The sequence below is a fragment of the Comamonas sp. A23 genome, from assembly GCF_004522605.1.
In the GTDB taxonomy this organism is placed as follows: domain Bacteria; phylum Pseudomonadota; class Gammaproteobacteria; order Burkholderiales; family Burkholderiaceae_C; genus Comamonas; species Comamonas thiooxydans.
The window spans coordinates 608,338-629,084 of the sequence record NZ_RSDT01000003.1 but is presented as its reverse complement, the minus strand read 5'-3'; the positions used below and the strand labels follow the sequence as shown (position 1 = coordinate 629,084).

The window sequence follows — 20,747 nt, the reverse complement described above, 5'->3', positions numbered from 1 at the left end:
CGGCTCTGGTTAATTCGCCGTAATCTTTCCGGCAGCGATCACCTGGTCCCAACGCTGCTTTTCCTTGGCCACAAAGCTTTGCGCTTCTGCCAGGGTATTGGCCACGGCACTCATCCCTTGATCCTGCAGCCCCTTGCGGAACTCGGGTGTATTGGCCACCTTGCGGATGTCTTCACTGAGCTTGTGCACCAGGGCCTCAGGCACCTTGGAGGACACGGCAACCGTGGTCCACGATGTGGCCACATAGTCCTTCATTCCTGCCTCACCGGTCGTCGGCACATCCGGCAACGCCGCCAGGCGCTCGTTGCCGGTCACCGCCAACGCCTTGAGCTTGCCGCCCTTGACATGAGCCAGCACTGTCGGAGGGTTCTCGAACATCAGCTGGATCTGGCCGCCAAGCAAATCGTTGAGCGCTGCCGAGCTGCCGCGATAGGGGACATGAACAATGGGAGCGCCTGACTGGAGCTTGTACAGCTCTCCCATCATGTGAACCGACGAGCCCACGCCAGCAGAGCCAAAATTGATGCTGCCTGGATCCTTCTTGGCCAGCGCGGTCAGCTCCTGCAGATTCTTGACCGGCAGATTGGGGGTTGCAACCACGACATGAGGCATCTCCGCCAGCACGGTGACAACGCGCAACTCCTTGGCAGGGTCGTAAGGTAGTTTCTTGTAAACCCCGTAAGCAGCATGCAATCCGATGGATCCCACCATCAGCGTGTAGCCGTCCGCCGGCTGATCGGACACATATTTCCCACCTAGATGGCCGCCTGCACCTGGCTTGTTCTCGACCACCACGGCTTGATTCCACATACGACCGAGTCTGTCGGCAAGCATACGGGCCTGCACGTCCGAGCTGCCACCCGCAGTGAACGGCACGATGATGCGAATTTGACGAGCAGGATTGGGATATGCGGAGCTGCCTTCAGCCCAGGCTGAGCCGACGCTCGCCAACGTTGCGGCAGCCAGCACTCCCAGACACAGAGAGCGACGAGCGCTAATGCAAACCATCTAATGACTCCTTGGATTGATTGATGCGCCCTCAATTCCTGAAAACGCATGCACTTATTCGTATGGAAGTCAGTGTAGAAAGCCCCACCTACTCGGAAAAATTCATTTTTCAAACTCATCTATACGCAGCCGGTATACCCTTCCCTCTCAGCATCCACCCGATTGCGCCATGCCACGCCCTTTGAGTTTTAAAGAAATTGAAGCATTTCGTGCCGTGATGCAAACCGGCACCACGACCGCAGCTGCCCAGCTGCTGCACACCACCCAGCCGTCCATCAGCCGCCTGCTGGCTCAGATGCAGACGGGCGCGGACCTGAAGCTGTTTGATATGCACAAAGGGCGGCTGCGCCCGACTGCAGAGGCACGGGAGCTTTTTTCGACGGTGCAGCAACATTTCGTAGGTCTGGACCGCATTGAGCGCGACCTTCAGGGGTTGCGGCAGTTCGGTGCAGGCACTTTGCGCATAGGCTGCACCCCGGCACTGGGACTGTCCATCGTTCCTGCTGCCCTGCACAATTTTCTGCTGCACTACCCGGGCACACACATCAGCCTGCAGACGCTAGGCACCACACATCTTCGGGAAGGACTGCTGCACGGCCAGTTTGACCTGGTGGTCAGTACCATGGCCATTGGCTCCCCTGAACTCAACGCAAGCGTTCTGCATCAGACCCAGGCAGTCTGCGTCATGCATCCAGACCATCCGCTGGCACAGCACAGCAGCCTGCATGTCCGGGACCTGGAAAACCAGCTGCTGCTGACCTTGAATTCGGACGACAACATCTACCTGCAACTGCAGCGAACCATGCTTGAGCATGATGTCCGCCCCGGCTCAACTGTCGAGACCACTTACTCTTCCACTATCTGCTGTCTCGCAGCGCAAGGTACAGGCTTGGGCGTGGTGAACCCCTACGTGGCGGCAACATTTGCGTCAAGCCTCTGCATCAAACCGTTCCTGCCCGAGTGCTCAGTAGAAGTGGTGCTGGCACTGCCCAGTCATTCGGCACCTTCGGAACGCACGCAATGCTTCGTCGAGGAGTTGCAAAAACAGCTGGAACCATAACCCTGCGGCAAAGGCCAAGCACTCAAGAAAACTCCACTGTCAGATGACGGCGAACGCCAAATGCGCCTCAAGGGTCTGCGCCCGCAACCGAGCACATGCGCATGGATGCGGTGGAATTCCGGCGATAGTCAGAGGGCCTCTTACCGGGCCTTGCATTGAATCGGCACCATGCGGCCGACCTCTACCGTCAGATCCAGTCCTTTTCCTCGGATGGTATTGGGCCCGTTGCTGTAAACAAATCCGGAGCCGCTTGGCTGCTGTGGAAGCTCTATGTCTTGACCGCCACGTATCAAGACTGCTTTGCTGTTGGCAGGCGAGAAACGCACCGAAATGGATTCTCCGTTTGCACAGGTGAATGCAACTTCACGGTCTGCATCTTGAGATGGCGCAGAACTGCAGGCACTGACGGCGATTGCGGCGAACATGGCAAGCCCGATGACTTTCATAGACTTCTCCCGTGATATTTCAAGGCAAGACTCAAGCAGCCATGAAGAACTCTTGTGTCTGGTGGCACTTCCAACACTTGGCAGATCACCTTTGTCTCTCTCGACAGATTGGGGCGTCCCAACCCACTGTAGGCTCCCGCCAGCGGGTCAGACCGCAACGCGAAGTGGAAATTGATTGACGCATATCCGAGCTCAGGCTGAGCTCACACGCCTGTCGCGCTCCTTGTCCCGGTAAAGGCGTGCTTTTTCAGCATACATGGCCTTGTCCGCCCCTTGAACAATGCTTTCTATCGGCGTGCCTTCCTGGCCACAGGCATGCCCCATGGAAACCTGGATGCTGTGACCAGGATAGAACTGATTGTTCAGCTCCAGCAAGGACAAGATGCGCTCCTGCAATGCCACGGCACCGCGCTCATCGGTTCCCGGCAAAAGGACGACAAACTCATCGCCGCCGATGCGGGCGGCGCAGGCCGGCGCATCCACTGCCTTGGAGAGAACTTCCCCCATGCGCCTGAGCATGGCATCCCCTGCAGTATGACCATGCTCGTCGTTGACAACCTTGAGTCCATTCATATCTATGGCAAGCATAGACAAGGGCCAGGGCCCTTTGCGCGACAGCCTGTTGAGCTCTTCGGTATAGAAAGCGCGGTTGCGCAGCTGGGTCAATACATCATGCTTGCCCAGATATTCAAGATAAGCCTCAGCCTTCTTGCGAGCGGTGATATCCACGAGCGACAGCAGAACCAAGCCCCATTTTTCCGCATGGCTGCTCATGATGGCGAACTCCATATGAATATGGAGCACATCGCCAGCCAGCCCGTAGTTCACCACTTCCCGCTGCTGCACCAGCTTACCCTCCCAAAGGTCTATCAGTTGCTCGGCAAACGAATCGTACATTTCGCCCCTGAAGACCTTGGACAGATTCTGCAGCAGTTGCTGCTTGCTCTCGGCACCGAACATTTGCAACGTCTGGCGATTGACATCGAGCACCTGGATTTCCTGCATGCAGCGGGTGACGAATTCCGGATGCACTTTCAGAAAAGTCCGGAAATCGGTGATTCCGCGCGCTCTCACATCGTCCATCAGGCGCTTGACCACGCTGAAGTCCTCGACCCACAGTGACACCGGAGAGTACTCGAACAAGTCTCTGGCGTATTGCTCGCTGCGCTGCAGCTTCACCGTGCTCTGCACCTCCGCCGTCACATCCTCCAGGGAGACCAGCACCCGGCTCCAGCTTTGCTCGTAGCCCGGCAGCACACGCGCCCTCACCTGCACATCGAGCCGCCGTCCATCCAGGGCATAGTTGACCGAACGGGTCTCGAAACTGAGCACCCCCTCCCAGAGAGCGACCAGTTCGTTCATGATGCTGTCGAGCATGTCGCCGCGAAAGACCTCACTGAGCCGGTTCTTCAGGGTTTCCTCATCTTCGGCCTTGAACAGGTCCAGCGTGTACTGATTGACTCGCAGCACCTTGTAGGACTGACTGCAAAGCCTGAGCCGCTCCGGATCCTCTTTGAGAAAGCTGAGCAGATCGCTCACCCCCTGCGCCCGCCATTGATCGAAAATCTGTTTCAGGCCACTGTAATCCTCCATCCAGAGCGATACCGGTGCCAGGTTGAACATATCCTCGAAGTCCAGACCTTCTGCGAGCGAATTTTTCACAAACGATACCTCCGCCAACGATTATTACCGAGACTTCAAGCCTGCACTCAGCCCTCTTTTGCAAGAGTCGATCGACTGTCTCGCCGCAATGAAAAAGACTCCCTGCGGAGTCTTTTCAGGTCAGATCACCTCAGGCAGTCTCTGCCTTGCGGCTTTCACCTTGTACATTGCGGCATCGGCTTTCTGCAAAGCATCATCCACATCGGTGTCATCGGGCATCAAGCAGACCATTCCCACGCTGGCTCCTGCGTACTCGATCTCACGACCGTCGGCCAATTGCAAGCTGGCGACAGAGGCTTTGCTCAATCGCAGCTGCATCTCCCTGATCACGGCCTCAGCGTCTTCATCCAGCAAAGGCCCCGCGCCAACCATGACGAATTCATCGCCACCGAAACGAGCCAGCATGTCACTGCTGCGCAGTCCTGATCGCAGTTGTTCGGCCATGGCACGCAGCAATGCATCCCCAGCCTCATGACCGAACTGGTCATTGATCTGCTTGAATCGGTCAAGATCCACAAAGCCCACCAGCACCCATTCACGGGTGCGACGGCAATGAGCAATGAGTCGGTTGAGTTCCTCGGTCACGCAGCGGCGATTGGGCAATCCAGTCAGGGAATCGAGCATGGCCAACGAAGCCAGCTCCTCGTTGGCATGCTGCAGCGATCTCACCAGTTGCTCGCGCTCGGCAAAGCCTGCAATGATCTTGGCAAACAGGCGCAGCAGATCCTCGGCCTCCGCGGCCAGCGCGACGGAATGGTCGCTGGCTGCACACAGAGTGCCGAACAGCGCACCATTGGAAAAACGCACGGGCGTGCTCACATAAGTCTGGATACCCAGCTGACGCGCTGCATCCGAGTCGCCCCAGCACTCGCCAACATTGTCAGTAAAGGTACGCCCTTCGTCGAGCGACCGCTTGCACAAGGTGTCGTGCCAGGGCACCTCCAGCCCTTCGGGGATCTTCATTCCTCCCGTATTGAGGGAGTACAGGACATTCTGAATACCGCGTGCCTCATCCACGGTGGTGAGATAGGCCGACTCCAGATCAGTCACTTCCACCATGATTTCCAGAAGAGGTCGCGTGAAGCTGGGCAGATTCTGAGATGCGGAGACGGTCTGGGAAAGGCGTTGAATAATTGATGGCATGGTGCAATTTGGGGGTACGGCCGCACGACGAGTGCGGCAGCTCAAGCAAAGCCTAAAGCCTAGGCATCATCACTTTCATTCGGCTGAGACTATCGTTCAATCATGCAATGAAAGCCAGATCCCAACGCCTGTATTTTCAAGCAATCGATTGTCAGACTAGGACTGAGGCCACAGGACCCTGACACGCAGACCGCCCAGTTGCGGCGACTCGTCAAGCCACAGCTGGGCGCCGCTGCTTTGCGCAATGCTTTGCGCAATGGCCAGCCCCAGGCCACTGCCGCCGGCCATGCCACCAGCCCCCTGACCGCGAACAAAGCGCTGCAGGACGCGTTGGCGCTCGGCCGGTGCAATGCCTGGACCCGAATCTTCCACCACCAGTGCATGTCCGTGCTCGTCCTGCAACCAGCCCACATCAACCCGCCCCCCGGCGGGCACGTATTTGATGGCGTTGTCCAGCAGATTGCGCAGCAGCACCGCCAGTGCCTCTGCGTCTGCGGCCACGCTGAATGCGGACTGCTGCTGCGGGTCTTCACTAAGACCCATGTCCAGCCCCTTGGCCTGGGCAGCCGGCGCGGCATCAGCCAGAGCCTGCTCGACCAGCACGCGCAAGTCAGCCAGCGGTGCATCTTCAGTCTGCGGCCTGGCTTCCTGCCTGGCCAATGCAAGCAACTGCTCCACCAGTCGCCTGGCGCGCTCGATTCCTTGCGCCAGACGGGCCTGCGCCGACTCGCGCTCGGAGCTGTCCGTTGCTTTGCGCAGCAGCTGCAATTGCAGCTGCAACGCGGCCAGCGGCGAGCGCAGTTCATGCGCAGCATCTGCCACGAAATTCTGCTGTGCCTCAAAAGCCTGCCGTACGCGCTGCAGCAGGCTGTTGAGCTCCTCTACCAGCGGGCGCATCTCATCCGGCAGATCATGCTCCGCCACGGGTGCCAGATCCTGAGGCTGACGCAAGGCCAACTCCCTGCGCACCCGCTGCACGGGAGTCAGTGAAAGGCGAATCACCCACCACACGGCCAGCGCCAGCAGCGGCAACAGCAGCACCACAGGCAACAAGCTGCGCCAGGCGGCTTCACGCGCGAGGATCTGACGCACGCGCATGTCCTGTGCAATCTGAATCACCTGAGATCGTGTCTGCAGTGAAAACACACGATAGGTCGTGCCACGCGCAGGCACATCGGCAAAGCCCAGCACTGCCATCTGGGGCAAGGCATCCCCCAGAGCCGACTCGAAAATTCTCAGTCCCTCATTGGTCCAGACCTGGACGATGAACTCGTTGTTTTCATCTTCGGGAGGCGTTCCCTGCGGTCTGCCTTTGGCATCGACCGGCAGACCCGCCCGCAGTGCAAACGCCGTCTGCTGCATCTGGTAGTCGAACAGGGTATCGGTCTGCGCCAGTGCATTGCGATAGGCAAACACCCCTTGCAGCACGGCCACCAGCAAAATCGCCATGCCAATGAAAAGCAACAGACGCCCGCCCAGCGAGCCGGGCAGTTTCAACCGCTGCAATGCTTGGTTTTCGCTCATGGCCTGGGCACCATATAGCCAAGACCGCGCACATTGAGCACTGCGGCAGCGCCGAGCTTTTTACGCAACCCGTGGATATAGACCTCCACCGCATTGCTGCTGACCTCATCGCCCCAGCCATAGAGTTTGTCTTCGATTTGCTGACGTGACAGCGTGGCCCCCGGCCTTGCCAGCAACGCCTGCAGCACTGCCCATTCACGACCAGACAGAGTGACCGGCTGGCCATTCACGCTGGCCTCGCGAGTATTGGGGTTCAGCATGACGCCGCCATGTTCGTACACCGCATCCAGATGCCCTGCCGCACGCCGCGTTAGCGCGCGAATGCGGGCCAGCAGCTCATCCATGTCATAGGGTTTGATGACATAGTCATCGGCCCCGGCGTCCAGCCCCGCAATGCGGTCATGCACGGCATCCCTGGCGGTCGCCACCAGCACCGGCGTGGCATCCTTGCGCGCACGCAACTGGCGCAGCACCTGCAAGCCATCAAGCTTGGGCAAGCCCAAGTCGAGCAGCACCAGATCGTACTGGTGGCCATGCAAGGCTGTATCGGCCTGGGCGCCATCCTGAACCCAGTCCACCACATAGCCTTCACCGCGCAGCAGCGCCAGCACGGCCTGGCCGATCATGGTGTCATCTTCAACGAGCAGTAAACGCATGGAGCAAGGATAGCGCCGCTACAGCGGGAATGCCCAGCACCAGAAACAAAGGATGCATCGCACGCAGACTGCATGCCCGCAAGGCGGCAAGCGAGGCAGCTCCACCCCAAGCGGGCAAGCCGCCACCTCACATGAAGGGCCGCCGGTTACACCGCAGCTTCGATGCCCGGCATCGCCATACGTGCCTTGGTCAATGCCATGCCCAGGTTGGCGGTACGGCGGCAGACAAAGACTGCCACATAGTCGGGCACTGCCTTGCTACGCAGAAAGACGTGAATCAGGTTGTCACTGTTGACGATGATTTCCTGAAAATAGTGGTGACCATCATCGCTGAGGCCGCGCGAACGCTTGAACATGGTCTCGATCATGGAGACATTGGGGCCGTTGAACAGGTCGGCCGTAGCAGCCGCCACCAGATCAATCACCTCACGCGGATGGGAATCCACGGTACGGATCGACAGCAACATGCCCGAAGCAGCATCCACATAACCAGCGGCCAAGCACTCGGGGACCGAAGCCACGGCCTGCGTCAACACGGTATCCAAACTCATTACGCTCTCACTTTCCTATTGCTAATCTTTCGCGTCATGGCCGTTTGCAGTCCGCAGCGCCCATGCTTTGGTGGTCTTGAAAACATCACGCCATCTTTTGCAGCAATGCGTTTTCGAATTCATAAAGAAGCGCTTCCTGCGCCTCGGATTGCACATACTGAGCATCAATCAATCGCACACGGCGCAGCGCTTCTTCGGCAGTCAGGCCCTCGCGCACCAGCCAGGCGGCAAGCACGGTTCCGGTACGGCCCAATCCTGCAAGGCAGTGCACGGCAAGCACCTCTCCACGGCGCAGGGCGACCGACATGCGTGCCAGCAGCATCTGCATCTGTGCCACTGTCGGTGGCTCGTGGTCATAGACCGGTAGGTGAAAGTTCTTGAGCCCATTGCGGGCCAAGGCATCCTGCGGGAAGTCCTTTTCCGTCAGCGTGATCAGCATGGTGATACCGCAACGATTCAGGGCCTTGAGGTCGGCGTCCATGTCATGGACCACACCTGGCCAGGGCGTACCTGCCAGCCTTCCTGGCACCAGCCAGGAAAATCCGTTCGGGCCGCGGCTGGCTGGCATGGCATTTTCAGCAGCCAGCAGTGGCTGCATTTCCATCAGCACAGCCGCATTCACGATGCGAGGCTGGTAGCGGGTTGCAGAGGACAGGCCAGATGCCGCAACCGCTGCCGCTTGCGACAGTGCAGGTGCAGAGACCGACGTTGGCACAGGCAGCACGGGTTCCAATTTGAAGGGAGCAACGGCCTCACTCACTGCTGCCGAAGATGCCAGCAGGTCGGAAAATTCGGCAATGGCCGCCAAGGCTGCGACAGGCAAGGGAGGTGGCGGCAATACATCGTCGGCCAGCTCATTCAAAGGGGTACCCGGCATGGGGACAGCGCAGCTTCCGGTACGCAGGAATTGCTGACCGGCAGCACTGAGCGGCCGCAGAGTGAACACCGCCATTGCTGCAGCTTCCTGAATATGACCACCTGCGAGCAACAACATCTGCTGGGCAGCAGCCTGGGCATGCTGCTGATGGTGCGTGACGAGCAGCACACTGCACTGCTGGCCGATCTGCTTGATCAAGTCCAGCAACAAAAATGCCTCATAGCCTTCCAGGTCGGCCGTGGGCTCATCCACCATCAACACCGCAGGCCGGGCCCAGGCCTCGCGCAGAATGGCTACGGCGCGTTGCTGCACCGCGCTCAACAGCATGGTGGACTTATCCAGAGCCTGGGCCAGCTCGGCAAAGCCATAGTGCTGCAGCTGTGCAGTCACCCACCGACGCCACTCCAGTGGCGCACGGTGCTCGGTCCGACGTGCTTTCTCGATCAGAGCATCCAGGGTACTGGCGCGCATAAGCCGGGCATGCTGCTGTACCAGGCGCGGCAAGGCCTGCGCGCCGTCGACGCTCAAAGGCATGTGCAATGGCTGAGCGGCATAGACCACCTGCCCCCAGCTGCGAAAACGCGGATTGACCGCGTTCAGTCCGGCCAGCGTGCGCAGCAGCGTGGATTTTCCTGTACCCGCAGGACCCAGCAATGCAGTTACGCCTGATTGCGGAAGTGTGAAATCCACTTCGGCCAAAACCACGCGTGGACCATATGAAGCGCCCAGGCCTTGCACCTGCAGACTGTGTTGCTGATCCAAAAAATCCTCCCCTCGCAGCGCCTGCTCCGAGGGCCGTCACGATGTATTTGCGGTCACGCCGAATCGCCACCGCACGGCGTCAAAAAGACGAATGAATGCTTTGGCCCGGCAGTCTATGGCATTACATCTCTAGAAACTCGTTACCTCTTGAAACATGACAACATCATGTGGAAATCCACCAAATATTCATTTATTCAGATATTTTTTGTTTTTAATCAATAAAAACAGAGAAGAAAAACCGCACCCCTAAGGATGCGGTCTTTCATACGGCAAGGGATCAACTCAACCCAGGCGCACCGGCACAAAGATTTTGTTGCCATCGCGCCAGATCAGCACGGCCACGGTCTTGTCCGCTTTGGCTACTGCGGCCCGCACCTCATCGATATTTCCGGCAGGTGCGCCATTGATGGACAGCAGCACGTCTCCCTGGCTGATACCTGCTGCTGCTGCCGGACCGCTGGCCTGAGCCACCAGCAGGCCGGAGTCCACACCAATCTGCTTTTTTTCCTCAGGCTGCAGGGGGCGCAAAGCCAGCCCCAGCTTTCCCTTGTCAGTGTCCGGAGAGGACTTGGCCACCTTCGCAGCCTTGTCACTGGCATCGCCAAGGGTCGCACTCAGAGTCTTGGATTCACCCTTGCGCCAGACTTCCAGCGTCACCTTCTGCCCCGGCAAGGCCTGGCCGATAAAGGCCGGCAGATCGCCCGAACCAACAACGGGTTTGCCATCCACCTTGCGCACCACATCGCCTGGTTCCAGTCCGGCCTTGGCAGCAGGGCCATTCTTTTCGACACTGGCCACCAATGCACCTTCGGGCCTATCCAGCTTGAAGGAATCGGCAAAGGCCTGATTGACCTCCTGCACACTCACACCCAGCTTGGCATGCTGGGCCTTGCCCGTTGCCTGAATCTGCTGTTGCACACGGGTTGCCAGTTCGATGGGAATCGCAAACGACACCCCTTGATACCCGCCCGAGCGGGTGTAGATCTGGCTGTTGATGCCCACGACCTCGCCCTGTGCGTTGAACAGCGGGCCACCAGAGTTTCCGGGGTTGATCGCCACATCCGTCTGCAGGAAGGGAACAAAGGAATCATCGGGAAGAGAACGCCCCTTGGCACTCACCACGCCAGCCGTCACGCTGTTCTCAAAGCCGAAGGGCGAGCCGATCGCCAGCACCCAGTCGCCCACACGCAGCTGGCTGGTCTGGCCCAGCTTGACCGTGGGCAGCCCGGCAGCGTCAATCTTGAGTACCGCCACATCGGTCTTGGGATCGGCTCCCAGCACCTTGGCCCTGAACTCGCGACGGTCGTTGAGCTTGACCGTCACTTCCTTGGCGCCATGCACCACATGGGCATTGGTCAGAATCACGCCGTCGCTGGAGACGATAAAGCCCGAGCCTTGGCCGCGCATGGGTGTATCGGGCTGCTGCGCACGTGGTCCCATGCCCTGCCCGCCCGGCATTCCAGGAAAGCCGAACTGGCGGAAGAATTCAAGGAAGGGGTCATCGGGGCTGATGCCCTGACCCTGTTGCTGACGTTCGCTGGTCTGGTCGCCTTCATCGTCGCTCATGGCGCGAGAGGAGCCCACCACGCTGATATTGACCACGGCCGCGCCGTTGCGCGCCGTGATATCTGCAAAATTGGGAGCATTTACCGCAGGCAGGTTAAGGGCTGCGGGTTGCGCAACCGCCGCAGATTGCGTCACCTGCGCCTGGGCTGTGCTGCGGGTTCCCACCAGGCCGGCGCCGGTGGCGCCCAGTGCGCCGATCGCACCAGCGGCCACCAGGGCCATGACCAATCGGCGGGGTGTGGAGAGAATTGTGTTCATGGTCATCCTTTCAAAAAAGCACCGGATCGGTGTCGTTGAAGGGAAGTTTGAACGTCCACACTTAGGCGAGACTTAGACGCTTGCGGTATTCACCAATGCGCCTGAACCAGAAGCTGCGTGCATCGGCAGCTCAAGGAGTTCAGGCCATTTTCAATCTGCAACCCACCTCGCTCAGATCAGCTCCAGCACCAGCTCCGGCGGGCGACAAAGCTTGGCCCCCTTGGGAGTGACCACAATGGGTCGATTGAGCAGCACCGGATGCGCAGCCACGGCCTGAATCAGCTGGACATCACTGACCGCTGCGTTGTCCAGACCCAGTTCCTTGAACTGAGCTTCCTTGGTACGCAGCAAGTCACGCACCGAAACGCCCAGGTGTGCCACCAGCTCTGCCAACTCTGGCGCCGTCAGCGGCGTGGCGATGTAATCGACGATATTGGGCTCGATACCATGCTCGCGCAGCAGCGCCAGCGCGCCGCGCGAATTGCTGCAGCGGCTGTTGTGAAAAATGGTGATGTCAGGGCGATTCACGGGGGTGTCTGTACTTGTAGTCATGACTGCAGTGTAGCGAGCCTGTACCTGTCCAAGGCTTGGCAGGCAGTCACTGCATAGCAGCTATGCCGGCTGCGCCAGAGCCAGGCAGAGCGCCATCTCATAGACTGTCTGCAAAACATCATGAGGAGACAATATGCCCGCTTTCACCGCACGTGAACCCTTCACTCTGAACCGTCGCCAATGGAGCCAATGGGCTGCGGCCACCACCTTGGGCAGTCTGACCGGTACGGCTCTGGCACAGGACTCGAAGTACCCCAGCAAGGCCATACGCATGGTCATTCCGTTCACGCCCGGCGGCTCCGCCGACATTCTGGGTCGCGCCATAGGTCATGAGCTGACGACCGCCTGGGGCCAGAGCGTGGTGCCGGAAAACGTCGCCGGCGCAGGCGGCAGCATTGGCGCGGACCGCGTGGCAAAGGCCAGTGCCGATGGCTACACACTGCTCATGGGTCATGTCGGCACGCTGGCCGTTACACCAACGCTCTACCCCAAGCTGCCTTACGACCCTATCAAGAGCTTTACGCCTCTGGCCTGGGTGGCCCGTGTGCCCAACGTGCTGGTCGTGCATCCATCGCTGCCGGTCAATGATCTGGCATCGTTCATCAGCTACGCCAAGGCCAACCCGGGCGCAGTGAATTTCAGCTCGGGGGGCAACGGCAGTGCCGCGCATATGACCATGGCCTATCTGAGCCTGCAAGCCGGGCTGAAGATGCAGCATGTGCCCTACAAGGGCACGGCACCGGCCGTCAATGACCTGGTGGCAGGTCAGGTTCAGGCCTTGTTCACCGGCATCCCTGCCGTGCTGGCCCAAATTCGCTCCGGCCAGATCAAGGCCATCGCCGTTTCATCACCTCAGCGCATCCCTGCACTACCCAATGTGCCTACCGTGGCCGAAGCAGGCTTGCCCGGCTTTGAGGCCGACCAATGGTATGGCGTGGTCGGTCCTGCCAATATGCCCGCCGACGTGGTCGCCAGGATCAATCAGCAGATCAATGCCTCGCTCCGAAGCCCCGCCATCCTCGAGCGTCTGCAAAGCGAAGGCGCCCAGCCCATGCCCAGCACGCCCAAGGTCTTTGCCGACCTCATCGTCAAGGACCTCGCGCGCTGGCGCAAGGTCATCATCGACAGCAAGATGACGCTTTAAGCGCCCAGGGCCTGCGCTTCAGGCTGCGGCGGAACTGGTTGCAACCGGGGCTGCCGTTGCGGACTCCAGCTCTTCCTCGTGGGCATCGAACTCACGCCCCGGCAGCAGCAGATTCAGGCCCACGGCCACCAGCGCCCCCACGGTAATACCCGAGCCGAACACCTCGCGCACAAAGGCAGGCATCTTGGAGAGCAGATCGGGGCGCACCGTCACGGCCAGACCGCAGCCCAGCGAGACTGCAATGATCAGGCCGCTGCGACGCGTCTGCTCTGCGCCGCTGAGCATGCGGATGCCCGCCAGGATGATCATGGCAAACATCATCAGGCCCGCACCGCCGAGCACTGGCTGAGGAATCGTCACGACCAGCGCTCCCAGCACCGGAAACAAACCGGCCAGCAACAGCATCACGCCGGTCAGCATCACCACATGGCGGCTGGCCACGCCGGTGAGCGAAACCACGCCCACGTTCTGCGCGAAAGTGGAGACAGGAGGACTCGACATCAAGGCGGCAAAGGCCGAACCCACGCCGTCGCAGAGCATGCCGCTGGACAGGCGCTTGCCACGGATCGGCGTCTGTGTTGCCGCCCCCAGGGCCATGAAAGTACCCGTGGTCTCGACAATGGTCACGAGAAAGGCGATGGACATGGCAACGATGCCCGATACCGGAAAGCTCATGCCGAAATGCAGCGGCTGGGGAATCGCGAAGATCGGCGCCTCACGCACCTGGGTGAAATCGATCAAGCCCAGGGCCAGGCACAGCAGATAGCCGCAGGCAATGCCCAGAACCACGGCCGATGCCGAGATCACGCCCTTGCCCCATTGCACAAAGCCAATCACCAGCGCCAGCACAAAGCCCGCAATCGCCAGATTGCCCACGGCGCCATAGCTGCCGCTGCCCACACCGCCTGCGGCCCAGTCCACGGCGACGGGCGTGAGCGACAGCCCGATCATGGTCACAACCACGCTGGTCACGGTATGCGGAAAGAAGCGACGGATCACAGGCATGAAGAAGCTGCCGACGATCATCACCAGCGAGCCCACGAGCGAAGAGCCCAGGATGCCGGGCACACCATGCTCCAGTCCCACGCTGATGCCCGCGCCGACAAAGGCAAAGCTGGTACCCATCACGCAGGGCAGGCGTATGCCGACAGGTCCCACGCCACGGCACTGGATGATGGTGACGATGCCCGAGCCCAGCAGCGCCGCATTGACCAGGGCCACGATCTGGTCGGCCGGCAGCTTGAGCGCGCCACCGAACACCAGCGGCACGGCGATGATGCCGCCCAGAGCGGCGAGCAGATGCTGCAGCGAAAGCAGCGTGGTGGTGATGAGGCTGGGCGGACGGTCTTCCACCCCGTAAAGCAGCTTTTCCATGGTCTTGTCTCCTGTTTTTTAGGTATGCAATCGCCGGGGAATAGGCTTCCCCGCGAAGGCCACAAGACTAAGCACGCAACCGGGAGCTCTCATATGCCGTTGCCGATACAGCCCATGCGCGGCGCCGTATAGCGTGTCCAGCATCGAGAAAGAATTTCTGGCACTCCAAGTCACCTGACACCAGTCCCGAGCCCACTTTTCTTCCAGTGCCACAAAGGCTTGGAATCTCTCTCACACCGATGTCCGGCCATCGCAATGGACCCACGATGGCCGTCACCGAAAAGTCTCAATGCCCTGCGGCAGCTCGCTCGAACAGGCTGCGCGCAAGATGGCGGTGCTGGCCCAGAACCACGGGCAGGTCGGCGGTCAGCAGACGCCCGTCCTCGACCACCACACGCCCGTTGATGACGCTGCTGGACACATTGGCCGGCGTACAGAACACCAGCGCTGCCACGGGGTCGTGGCCGGCACCCGCATAGCCGACGTCTTCCATGTCGAAGGCCACGAAGTCGGCAGACATGCCGGGAGCCAGTGCGCCAATGTCATCGCGGTTGAGTACGCGCGCACCGCCCAGCGTGGCGATCTCCAGCGCCTCTCGGGCACTCATGGCCGCCGGGCCGTAGCCCACGCGCTGCAGCAGCATGGCCTGGCGCGCCTCGCCCAGCATGTGGGCACCGTCGTTCGATGCGCTGCCGTCCACCCCCAGGGCCACGGACACGCCGGCATCGCGCATGCTGCGGATGGGTGCGATGCCCGATGCCAGGCGCATGTTGGAGCATGGACAGTGCGCCACACCGGTGCCGGTGCGCGCAAACAGCGCAATGCCTTCGGGATCGAGCTTGACGCAATGCGCATGCCAGACGTCGCGCCCCACCCAGCCCAGGTCCTCGGCGTATTGCGCCGGGGTCAGGCCGAACTTCTCGCGCGAGAAGGCCACGTCGTTGTCGTTCTCGGCCAGATGGGTGTGCAGCGAGACACCGTGCGCACGCGCAAGCACCGCCGATTCGCGCATCAGATCACGCGTCACCGAGAACGGCGAACATGGGGCCAGAACCACGCGCAGCATGGAGTGGCGCGAGCCGTCGTGGTATTGCTGGATCAGGCGCAGGCTGTCGCGCAAGATGGCCTCTTCCTCCTCCACAACCACATCGGGTGGCAGGCCGCCCTTGCTGCGGCCCAGGCTCATGGAGCCGCGCGCGGCGTGAAAGCGCATGCCCATCTGCTGCGCAGCCGCAATGGAATCGTCCAGGCGCGAGCCATTGGGAAACAGGTACAGGTGGTCGCTGGTGGTGGTGCAACCCGACAGCATGAGCTCGGCCATGGCGGTCTGAGTCGAGACATGGATCATCTCGGGCGTCAGATGCGACCACAACATGTAGAGGTTCTGCAGCCACGAGAACAGCTCGGCATCCTGGGCGGCCGGCACGGCACGCGTCAGGCTCTGGTACATGTGATGGTGGGTGTTGACCAGGCCCGGCGTCACGACCTTGCCGCGCATGTCCAGCACGCGCGCCTGGCCCTCGTCGGCCATGCGGCGGTATTGCGCCGGCAGCTCGGCCGTTGCACCCACCCACAGCAGGGCCGGGCCGTCCGCCACCAGCGCACCGTCCTTGATCTCGCGGCGTTGCGCATCCATGGTGACCAGTACGTCGGCATTCAGGGCAATCAGGGTCATGGGTTTCTTCCTCTCTAAACAAGAAGCGCAAGTCTAGAGAGGCACCCAAGCGCGCGATAGCGCTGAATTCAGCCAAGCATGTCCACAAAATGTGGACAGTGAATCAGTGTTTTCTGGCGTAGAGCCGCGCCAGCGCGGATTCGATGCTTGCCGCCATGAGCTCGGCAGCGGCACTCAGCTCCGCGCCCTTGCGCACGAACAGCATCAGGGTCTGGCGCTGCAGATGCGCATCGCGCAGAGGCACGAAGCTCAGCGAGCCGCGATCCAGCTCCTCCAGTACATCCAGAGCGTTGAGCAAGGCAATGCCCTCGCCCAGCATGACCAGGCGCTGTATCAAGGCCATGGAGGTGGACTCGGCCACCGGCGTCACCTCGATGGCACTGCGCGCGAAGGCTTCGTTGAGCAGACTGCGTATGGTCAGGGCCGGTGCCGGCAGAATCAGCGGATGACCCACGCATTCGCTGAGCAGCAGCGACGAATGCTGGGCCAGCGGGTGCTTGACCGGCAGGACGGCTCCGATCTGCCATTCGCTGGCCGCCAGCATGCGCAAACCGGGTCTGGGCGTGAGATCGTAGGCAAGGCCCAGGTCGACCTCTCCGGCCTCCACGGCAGACACAATGGCCTGCGTGGGCAAGTCGATGACACGCACGACCATCCCCGGGTGGCTGCTGCGAAAGTCATGCACCAGCGATGGCAGCAAGGAGCCCGCCAGGCCCGACGTCGCCGCCACAGTGATCTCGCCACGCCGCATGCCCTTGAGGTCGGCAATGCGCTCGCGCAGCGCTGCATGTTCGCGCAAGGTGCTTCGCACATGGGTCAGCACCATCTCACCCAGAGGCGTCAGACGCAGGCGGTTGTGGATGCGGTCGAACAGCGGCGCTCCCAGCTCGGCCTCCAGATCGAGAATCTGCCGGTTCACGGCCGTGGGAGCCACATGCAGGTGCTCGGCCGCCTTGCGGATGGAGCCGCGGCGAACCACTTCATCGAGATAGCGCAAAACTCTGGCGTGCATGCGCGCAGCCTACAGGGTTTGACTGGGCGCGCAAAGCGCCGGCACAGCGCCTAGTTCTGGCGCAGCCTGTCCACCTCGGTGTGCAAGTCCTTGGCCCAGGCGCGGCGGTCGCGCCCTTGTGCGCTCTGCGCCTCGCCATAGTGCACCACGGCAATCAGCTGCTCCGAACAAAGCACGCGCCAGATGGAGCCCAGCAAGGTCTCATCCCCGACATAGGTTGCGGCATAGCTGGTGCTGCCTGTCTTGCCATCGACAAAGCGCAGCCCCACGGGCTGTACCGGCGCATCGCATTGCACGGCGGCTTCGAGCAAATTGGAGTGAAACGAGAGCAGGCTGCGTCCATCGCCCGTCGTTCCTTCGGGAAAGACGGCAAGGATTTCGCCGCGCTTGAAGGCCTCTTCCATGGCACCTACCATGCGCACCGCATCGCGGCGCGAGCTGCGCTGGATGTAGAGCGTGCCTGCAGCCGTCGCCAGCGTGCCGATGATGGGCCAGCCCTTGACGTCGGATTTGGAGATGAAGCGGCAATGGCGCGCCGCGTGCAGCAGCGGAATATCGAGCCAGGAGATATGGTTGCTGACCATGAGTACCGGCCCTTTGGCTGGCGGCAGGCCCTTGACCTGCAGTTGCACCCCGGCCCGCAGCAGCAGCGTTGCAGCCCAGGCCTGCACATGCTCGTGCTGCTGCAGGTAGTGCAGCTGCGGAAAGCGAAACGCAACGATCCAGGCGCCCTTGGCCACATGGGCCAGCAGACGCAGTCCGCGCCATACCGCACGCGAGCCGGTTTTGATTTTGTGCAAGCCGTTTGCCATGATTCTCAAACAGTGTAGCGGCTCGTTGTGACTCAGTTGCTGCAACTTGAAACCGGCAAGCGCCTAAGACTGGCGCAATGCAAAGTCAGAGGCACCTAGGAAGCGCCGCCGCGCACCGAGGGTGTCGTCCCCCTCCCGATGCAACGCATCGAGAGAGGGGGAAGCGGCGGGGCCGCCTAGGCAAAGCCGCTCAGGGGGAGCCTATCGTTGATAGGCGACAGCGCCGTCAACGATAGTCGTTACCACGCGCGCAGGCAGCTCATAGCCGTTGAATGGCGTGCTCTTGCCCTGGCTTTGCAGCGCCTTGGGATCGACCGTCCACTCCGCCTCGGGGTCGACGATGCACAGATCTGCCACGCCGCCCACCTTGAGCTGCCCCAGCAGGGACTGCTGCTCGCCCAGGGCGCTCCCCAGCACGGCCACGGGAGCCGAAGTCACGACAGCCAGTGCGCGGTTCAGCGGCACCTTGTAGTCGCGGCTCCACTTCACGGCAATGGACAGCAGCAGCTCCACGCCGGTCGCACCGGGTTCGGCTTCGGCAAAGGGCAGCACCTTGGCGTCTTCGTCCACCGGGCAGTGATCGGAAACCAGCGCATCGATGGTGCCGTCCGCGAGTGCTGCAGATAGCGCATCGCGGTCGCGCTGCTGGCGCAGCACGGGCACCACACGGGCACAGCTGTCGAAGTAGCCGATGTCGTTCTCGGTCAGCAGCAGCGAGTTGATGGACACGTCGGCGGTCACGTTCAGGCCTTCGGCCTTGGCTCGGCGCACCAGCTCCACGCCGGCGGCGCTGGAGATGCGGCACAGGTGAACCCGGGTCTGCGAGCCACGGATCAGCTCGAAGATGGTGTGCAGCGCAATCGTCTCTGCCGCCACGGACACCCCGGCCAGACCCATGCGGGTGGCCAGCGCGCCGCTGGCGGCCACGCCCCTGCCCAGATCCTTGTCCTGCGGGCGCAGCCACACGGCATAGCCAAAGGTGTTGGCATAGCTCAGCGCACGGCTCAGCGTGGTGATGCTGGACAGCGGCACATCCGCCTGGCCGAAGGCCACGCAACCGGACTCGGTCAGCTCGGCCATCTCGGTCAGCGTTTCACCCTTGAGTCCCACGGTCAGCGCGCCCATGGGAAACAGACGCGACTTGTGCTGCTTCTCGGCACGGAACTTGAGCATTTCCACCAGACCCTGCTCGTCGAGCACGGGTTCGGTATCGGGCGGGCAGACCAGGCTGGTCACGCCACCGGCCACGGCAGCCGCCATCTCGGACTGCAACATGCCTTCATGCTCGTGACCGGGCTCGCGCAGGCGCACGGCCAGGTCCACCAGACCGGGCAGCAACCACTGGCCGGAGGCGTCGATTTCACGCTCGGCCACAAAACCTTCGGGCACCGTGCCGATGGCGGCGATCACGCTGCCATCGATGGCGATATCGGCCTGCTGGTCGAAACCTCGTGCCGGGTCCATCACCCGGCCATTGCGAATCAGAATCTTCATGGTTTGGCACCAAATTGGCTTCCAGCCCTTGCCACACAAGCGCTAGCAGCTATAAAAACATCTCTAAAAATCGTCACCACCAGCAACTGCAGTTTGCTTCGTCGACCTTCGCACGGGACACCGAGCTAGGGCCGCCCCGACGCGAAGGTGTCGTCCCCCTCCCGCATCGCGAGAGAGGGGGAAGCCGCGCAGCGGCTCAGGGGGTGTTCAAGCCTCATTCCCCGCGACGATCGACATGACCGCCATGCGCACGGCGATACCGAAGGTCACCTGCGACAGGATCACGGCCTGCGGGCCATCCACCACGGCGGAGTCGATCTCCACGCCGCGGTTGATGGGGCCGGGGTGCATGACGATGGCATCGGGCTTGGCCAGTTCCAGGCGCTTTTCGGTCAGGCCGAAGCTCTTGAAGTATTCCTGGCTCGAAGGCAGCAGCGCGCCACTCATGCGCTCGTTCTGCAGACGCAGCATGATGATGACGTCGCAGTCCTTGATGCCCTCCTCCAGATTGTGGAAGACGCGCACACCCATGCTGGCCATGTCCGAGGGCACCAGGGTACGCGGTCCGACCACGCGCACCTCGGCAGCTCCGAGCGTGGTCAGGGCGTGGATGTCCGAGCGCGCCACGCGCGAGTGCAGCACGTCGCCCACGATGGCCACGCGCAGATTGGAGAAATCCTGCTTGTAGTGGCGGATGGTGTACATGTCCAGCAGACCCTGGGTGGGGTGGGCATGGCGGCCGTCGCCGGCATTGACCACATGCACATGGGGTGCCACATGTTTGGCGATCAGATAGGGAGCGCCCGACTCGCTGTGGCGCACGACAAAGATGTCGGCCGCCATGGCCGAGAGGTTGTCGATGGTGTCCAGCAGGGTCTCGCCCTTGCTGGCCGAGCTGCGCGCGATGTCCAGGTTGAAGACGTCGGCCGACAGGCGCTTGGCCGCAATCTCGAAGGTGGTGCGGGTGCGCGTGCTGTTCTCGAAGAACAGATTGAACACGCTCTTGCCGCGCAGCAGAGGCACCTTCTTGACTTCACGGTCGTTGACGCTGACGAAGTTGCTGGCCGTGTCGAGAATCTGGGTCAGGATGTCCTTGGACAGGCCTTCGGTGGAGAGCAGGTGGATCAGCTCGCCGTTCTTGTTGAGTTGGGGGTTGCGCTTGTACAGCACG

At 61.4% G+C, this 20,747-nt stretch carries 18 protein-coding genes; 2 read left to right on the top strand and 16 right to left on the bottom strand.

Annotated elements, in window-relative coordinates:
• Positions 1–9: 9 nt before the first annotated feature.
• Positions 10–1,008, bottom strand: a complete 999-nt coding sequence (locus tag EIC84_RS11120; RefSeq protein ID WP_003071208.1) for a tripartite tricarboxylate transporter substrate binding protein — start codon at positions 1,006–1,008, stop codon at positions 10–12.
• Between the two features lie 169 nt (positions 1,009–1,177).
• Between EIC84_RS11120 and EIC84_RS11115 the strand changes: the two genes are divergently transcribed.
• A complete protein-coding gene (locus tag EIC84_RS11115) occupies positions 1,178–2,068 on the top strand; it encodes a LysR family transcriptional regulator (protein ID WP_034363555.1) in 891 nt (296 codons plus the stop codon).
• Between the two features lie 140 nt (positions 2,069–2,208).
• Here EIC84_RS11115 and EIC84_RS11110 read toward each other — a convergent pair whose 3' ends face one another.
• The 9 genes from EIC84_RS11110 to arsC all read right to left on the bottom strand — a co-directional run bounded on the left by EIC84_RS11110 (position 2,209) and on the right by arsC (position 12,065).
• Positions 2,209–2,514, bottom strand: a complete 306-nt coding sequence (locus tag EIC84_RS11110; protein WP_003071202.1) for an MliC family protein — start codon at positions 2,512–2,514, stop codon at positions 2,209–2,211.
• A 192-nt stretch (positions 2,515–2,706) separates the two neighbouring features.
• Positions 2,707–4,176: a GGDEF domain-containing protein gene (locus tag EIC84_RS11105; protein ID WP_034363607.1), complete on the bottom strand. Its 1,470-nt coding sequence runs from the start codon at positions 4,174–4,176 to the stop codon at positions 2,707–2,709.
• A 120-nt stretch (positions 4,177–4,296) separates the two neighbouring features.
• Positions 4,297–5,319: a sensor domain-containing diguanylate cyclase gene (locus EIC84_RS11100; RefSeq protein ID WP_012839715.1), complete on the bottom strand. Its 1,023-nt coding sequence runs from the start codon at positions 5,317–5,319 to the stop codon at positions 4,297–4,299.
• Positions 5,320–5,475: 156 nt separating this feature from the next.
• Positions 5,476–6,843, bottom strand: a complete 1,368-nt coding sequence (locus EIC84_RS11095) for an ATP-binding protein (protein WP_003071194.1) — start codon at positions 6,841–6,843, stop codon at positions 5,476–5,478.
• Positions 6,840–7,499, bottom strand: coding sequence for a response regulator transcription factor (locus EIC84_RS11090; RefSeq protein ID WP_034363552.1), 660 nt, complete (start codon positions 7,497–7,499; stop codon positions 6,840–6,842). Before EIC84_RS11090 ends, EIC84_RS11095 begins: the two co-directional genes overlap by 4 nt.
• 146 nt (positions 7,500–7,645) lie before the next feature.
• The gene (locus EIC84_RS11085) at positions 7,646–8,050 is read right to left on the bottom strand and encodes a hypothetical protein (protein ID WP_012839717.1); all 405 of its coding nucleotides are present in this window, start codon (positions 8,048–8,050) and stop codon (positions 7,646–7,648) included.
• 85 nt (positions 8,051–8,135) lie between these two features.
• Entirely contained in the window at positions 8,136–9,689 is a 1,554-nt protein-coding gene (locus tag EIC84_RS11080) for an ATP-binding cassette domain-containing protein (protein WP_003071189.1), read from the bottom strand.
• A 282-nt stretch (positions 9,690–9,971) separates the two neighbouring features.
• Positions 9,972–11,513 (bottom strand): Do family serine endopeptidase, encoded by a 1,542-nt coding sequence (locus tag EIC84_RS11075; protein ID WP_034363604.1) that lies wholly within the window; start codon positions 11,511–11,513, stop codon positions 9,972–9,974.
• A gap of 171 nt (positions 11,514–11,684) precedes the next feature.
• Positions 11,685–12,065: an arsenate reductase (glutaredoxin) gene (gene arsC, locus EIC84_RS11070; protein WP_046461788.1), complete on the bottom strand. Its 381-nt coding sequence runs from the start codon at positions 12,063–12,065 to the stop codon at positions 11,685–11,687.
• 133 nt (positions 12,066–12,198) lie between these two features.
• Here arsC and EIC84_RS11065 point away from each other — a divergent pair, with 133 nt between their 5' ends.
• Positions 12,199–13,209, top strand: a complete 1,011-nt coding sequence (locus EIC84_RS11065) for a tripartite tricarboxylate transporter substrate binding protein (protein WP_003071183.1) — start codon at positions 12,199–12,201, stop codon at positions 13,207–13,209.
• Positions 13,210–13,227: 18 nt separating this feature from the next.
• Here the strand turns inward: EIC84_RS11065 and EIC84_RS11060 are convergent, their stop codons facing one another.
• The 6 genes from EIC84_RS11060 to EIC84_RS11030 form a co-directional block, all read right to left on the bottom strand.
• A complete protein-coding gene (locus EIC84_RS11060; protein WP_003071182.1) occupies positions 13,228–14,583 on the bottom strand; it encodes a uracil-xanthine permease family protein in 1,356 nt (451 codons plus the stop codon).
• A gap of 286 nt (positions 14,584–14,869) precedes the next feature.
• Entirely contained in the window at positions 14,870–16,258 is a 1,389-nt protein-coding gene (locus EIC84_RS11055) for an 8-oxoguanine deaminase (RefSeq protein ID WP_003071180.1), read from the bottom strand.
• A 103-nt stretch (positions 16,259–16,361) separates the two neighbouring features.
• Positions 16,362–17,270 carry a LysR family transcriptional regulator gene (locus EIC84_RS11050; protein ID WP_034363549.1) on the bottom strand — a complete coding sequence of 303 codons (909 nt, stop codon included), beginning with the start codon at positions 17,268–17,270 and terminating at the stop codon, positions 16,362–16,364.
• Positions 17,271–17,320: 50 nt separating this feature from the next.
• Complete coding sequence (locus tag EIC84_RS11045) at positions 17,321–18,082, bottom strand: 1-acyl-sn-glycerol-3-phosphate acyltransferase (protein ID WP_003071175.1); 762 nt, start codon at positions 18,080–18,082, stop codon at positions 17,321–17,323.
• A 201-nt stretch (positions 18,083–18,283) separates the two neighbouring features.
• Positions 18,284–19,576: a dihydroorotase gene (locus EIC84_RS11040; protein ID WP_003071174.1), complete on the bottom strand. Its 1,293-nt coding sequence runs from the start codon at positions 19,574–19,576 to the stop codon at positions 18,284–18,286.
• Between the two features lie 207 nt (positions 19,577–19,783).
• A complete protein-coding gene (locus tag EIC84_RS11030) occupies positions 19,784–20,746 on the bottom strand; it encodes an aspartate carbamoyltransferase catalytic subunit (protein WP_003051536.1) in 963 nt (320 codons plus the stop codon).
• Position 20,747 lies beyond the last annotated feature (1 nt).

Coding starts and splice junctions, on each gene's coding strand:
- EIC84_RS11050 (WP_034363549.1), bottom strand. CDS start 17,270: ATGCACGCCAGAGTTTTGCGCTATCTCGATGAAGTGGTTCGCCGCGGC.
- EIC84_RS11045 (WP_003071175.1), bottom strand. CDS start 18,082: ATGGCAAACGGCTTGCACAAAATCAAAACCGGCTCGCGTGCGGTATGG.
- EIC84_RS11055 (WP_003071180.1), bottom strand. CDS start 16,258: ATGACCCTGATTGCCCTGAATGCCGACGTACTGGTCACCATGGATGCG.
- EIC84_RS11090 (WP_034363552.1), bottom strand. CDS start 7,499: ATGCGTTTACTGCTCGTTGAAGATGACACCATGATCGGCCAGGCCGTG.
- EIC84_RS11075 (WP_034363604.1), bottom strand. CDS start 11,513: ATGAACACAATTCTCTCCACACCCCGCCGATTGGTCATGGCCCTGGTG.
- EIC84_RS11085 (WP_012839717.1), bottom strand. CDS start 8,050: ATGAGTTTGGATACCGTGTTGACGCAGGCCGTGGCTTCGGTCCCCGAG.
- arsC (WP_046461788.1), bottom strand. CDS start 12,065: ATGACTACAAGTACAGACACCCCCGTGAATCGCCCTGACATCACCATT.
- EIC84_RS11100 (WP_012839715.1), bottom strand. CDS start 5,319: ATGCCATCAATTATTCAACGCCTTTCCCAGACCGTCTCCGCATCTCAG.
- EIC84_RS11060 (WP_003071182.1), bottom strand. CDS start 14,583: ATGGAAAAGCTGCTTTACGGGGTGGAAGACCGTCCGCCCAGCCTCATC.
- EIC84_RS11040 (WP_003071174.1), bottom strand. CDS start 19,576: ATGAAGATTCTGATTCGCAATGGCCGGGTGATGGACCCGGCACGAGGT.
- EIC84_RS11095 (WP_003071194.1), bottom strand. CDS start 6,843: ATGAGCGAAAACCAAGCATTGCAGCGGTTGAAACTGCCCGGCTCGCTG.
- EIC84_RS11110 (WP_003071202.1), bottom strand. CDS start 2,514: ATGAAAGTCATCGGGCTTGCCATGTTCGCCGCAATCGCCGTCAGTGCC.
- EIC84_RS11065 (WP_003071183.1), top strand. CDS start 12,199: ATGCCCGCTTTCACCGCACGTGAACCCTTCACTCTGAACCGTCGCCAA.
- EIC84_RS11120 (WP_003071208.1), bottom strand. CDS start 1,008: ATGGTTTGCATTAGCGCTCGTCGCTCTCTGTGTCTGGGAGTGCTGGCT.
- EIC84_RS11115 (WP_034363555.1), top strand. CDS start 1,178: ATGCCACGCCCTTTGAGTTTTAAAGAAATTGAAGCATTTCGTGCCGTG.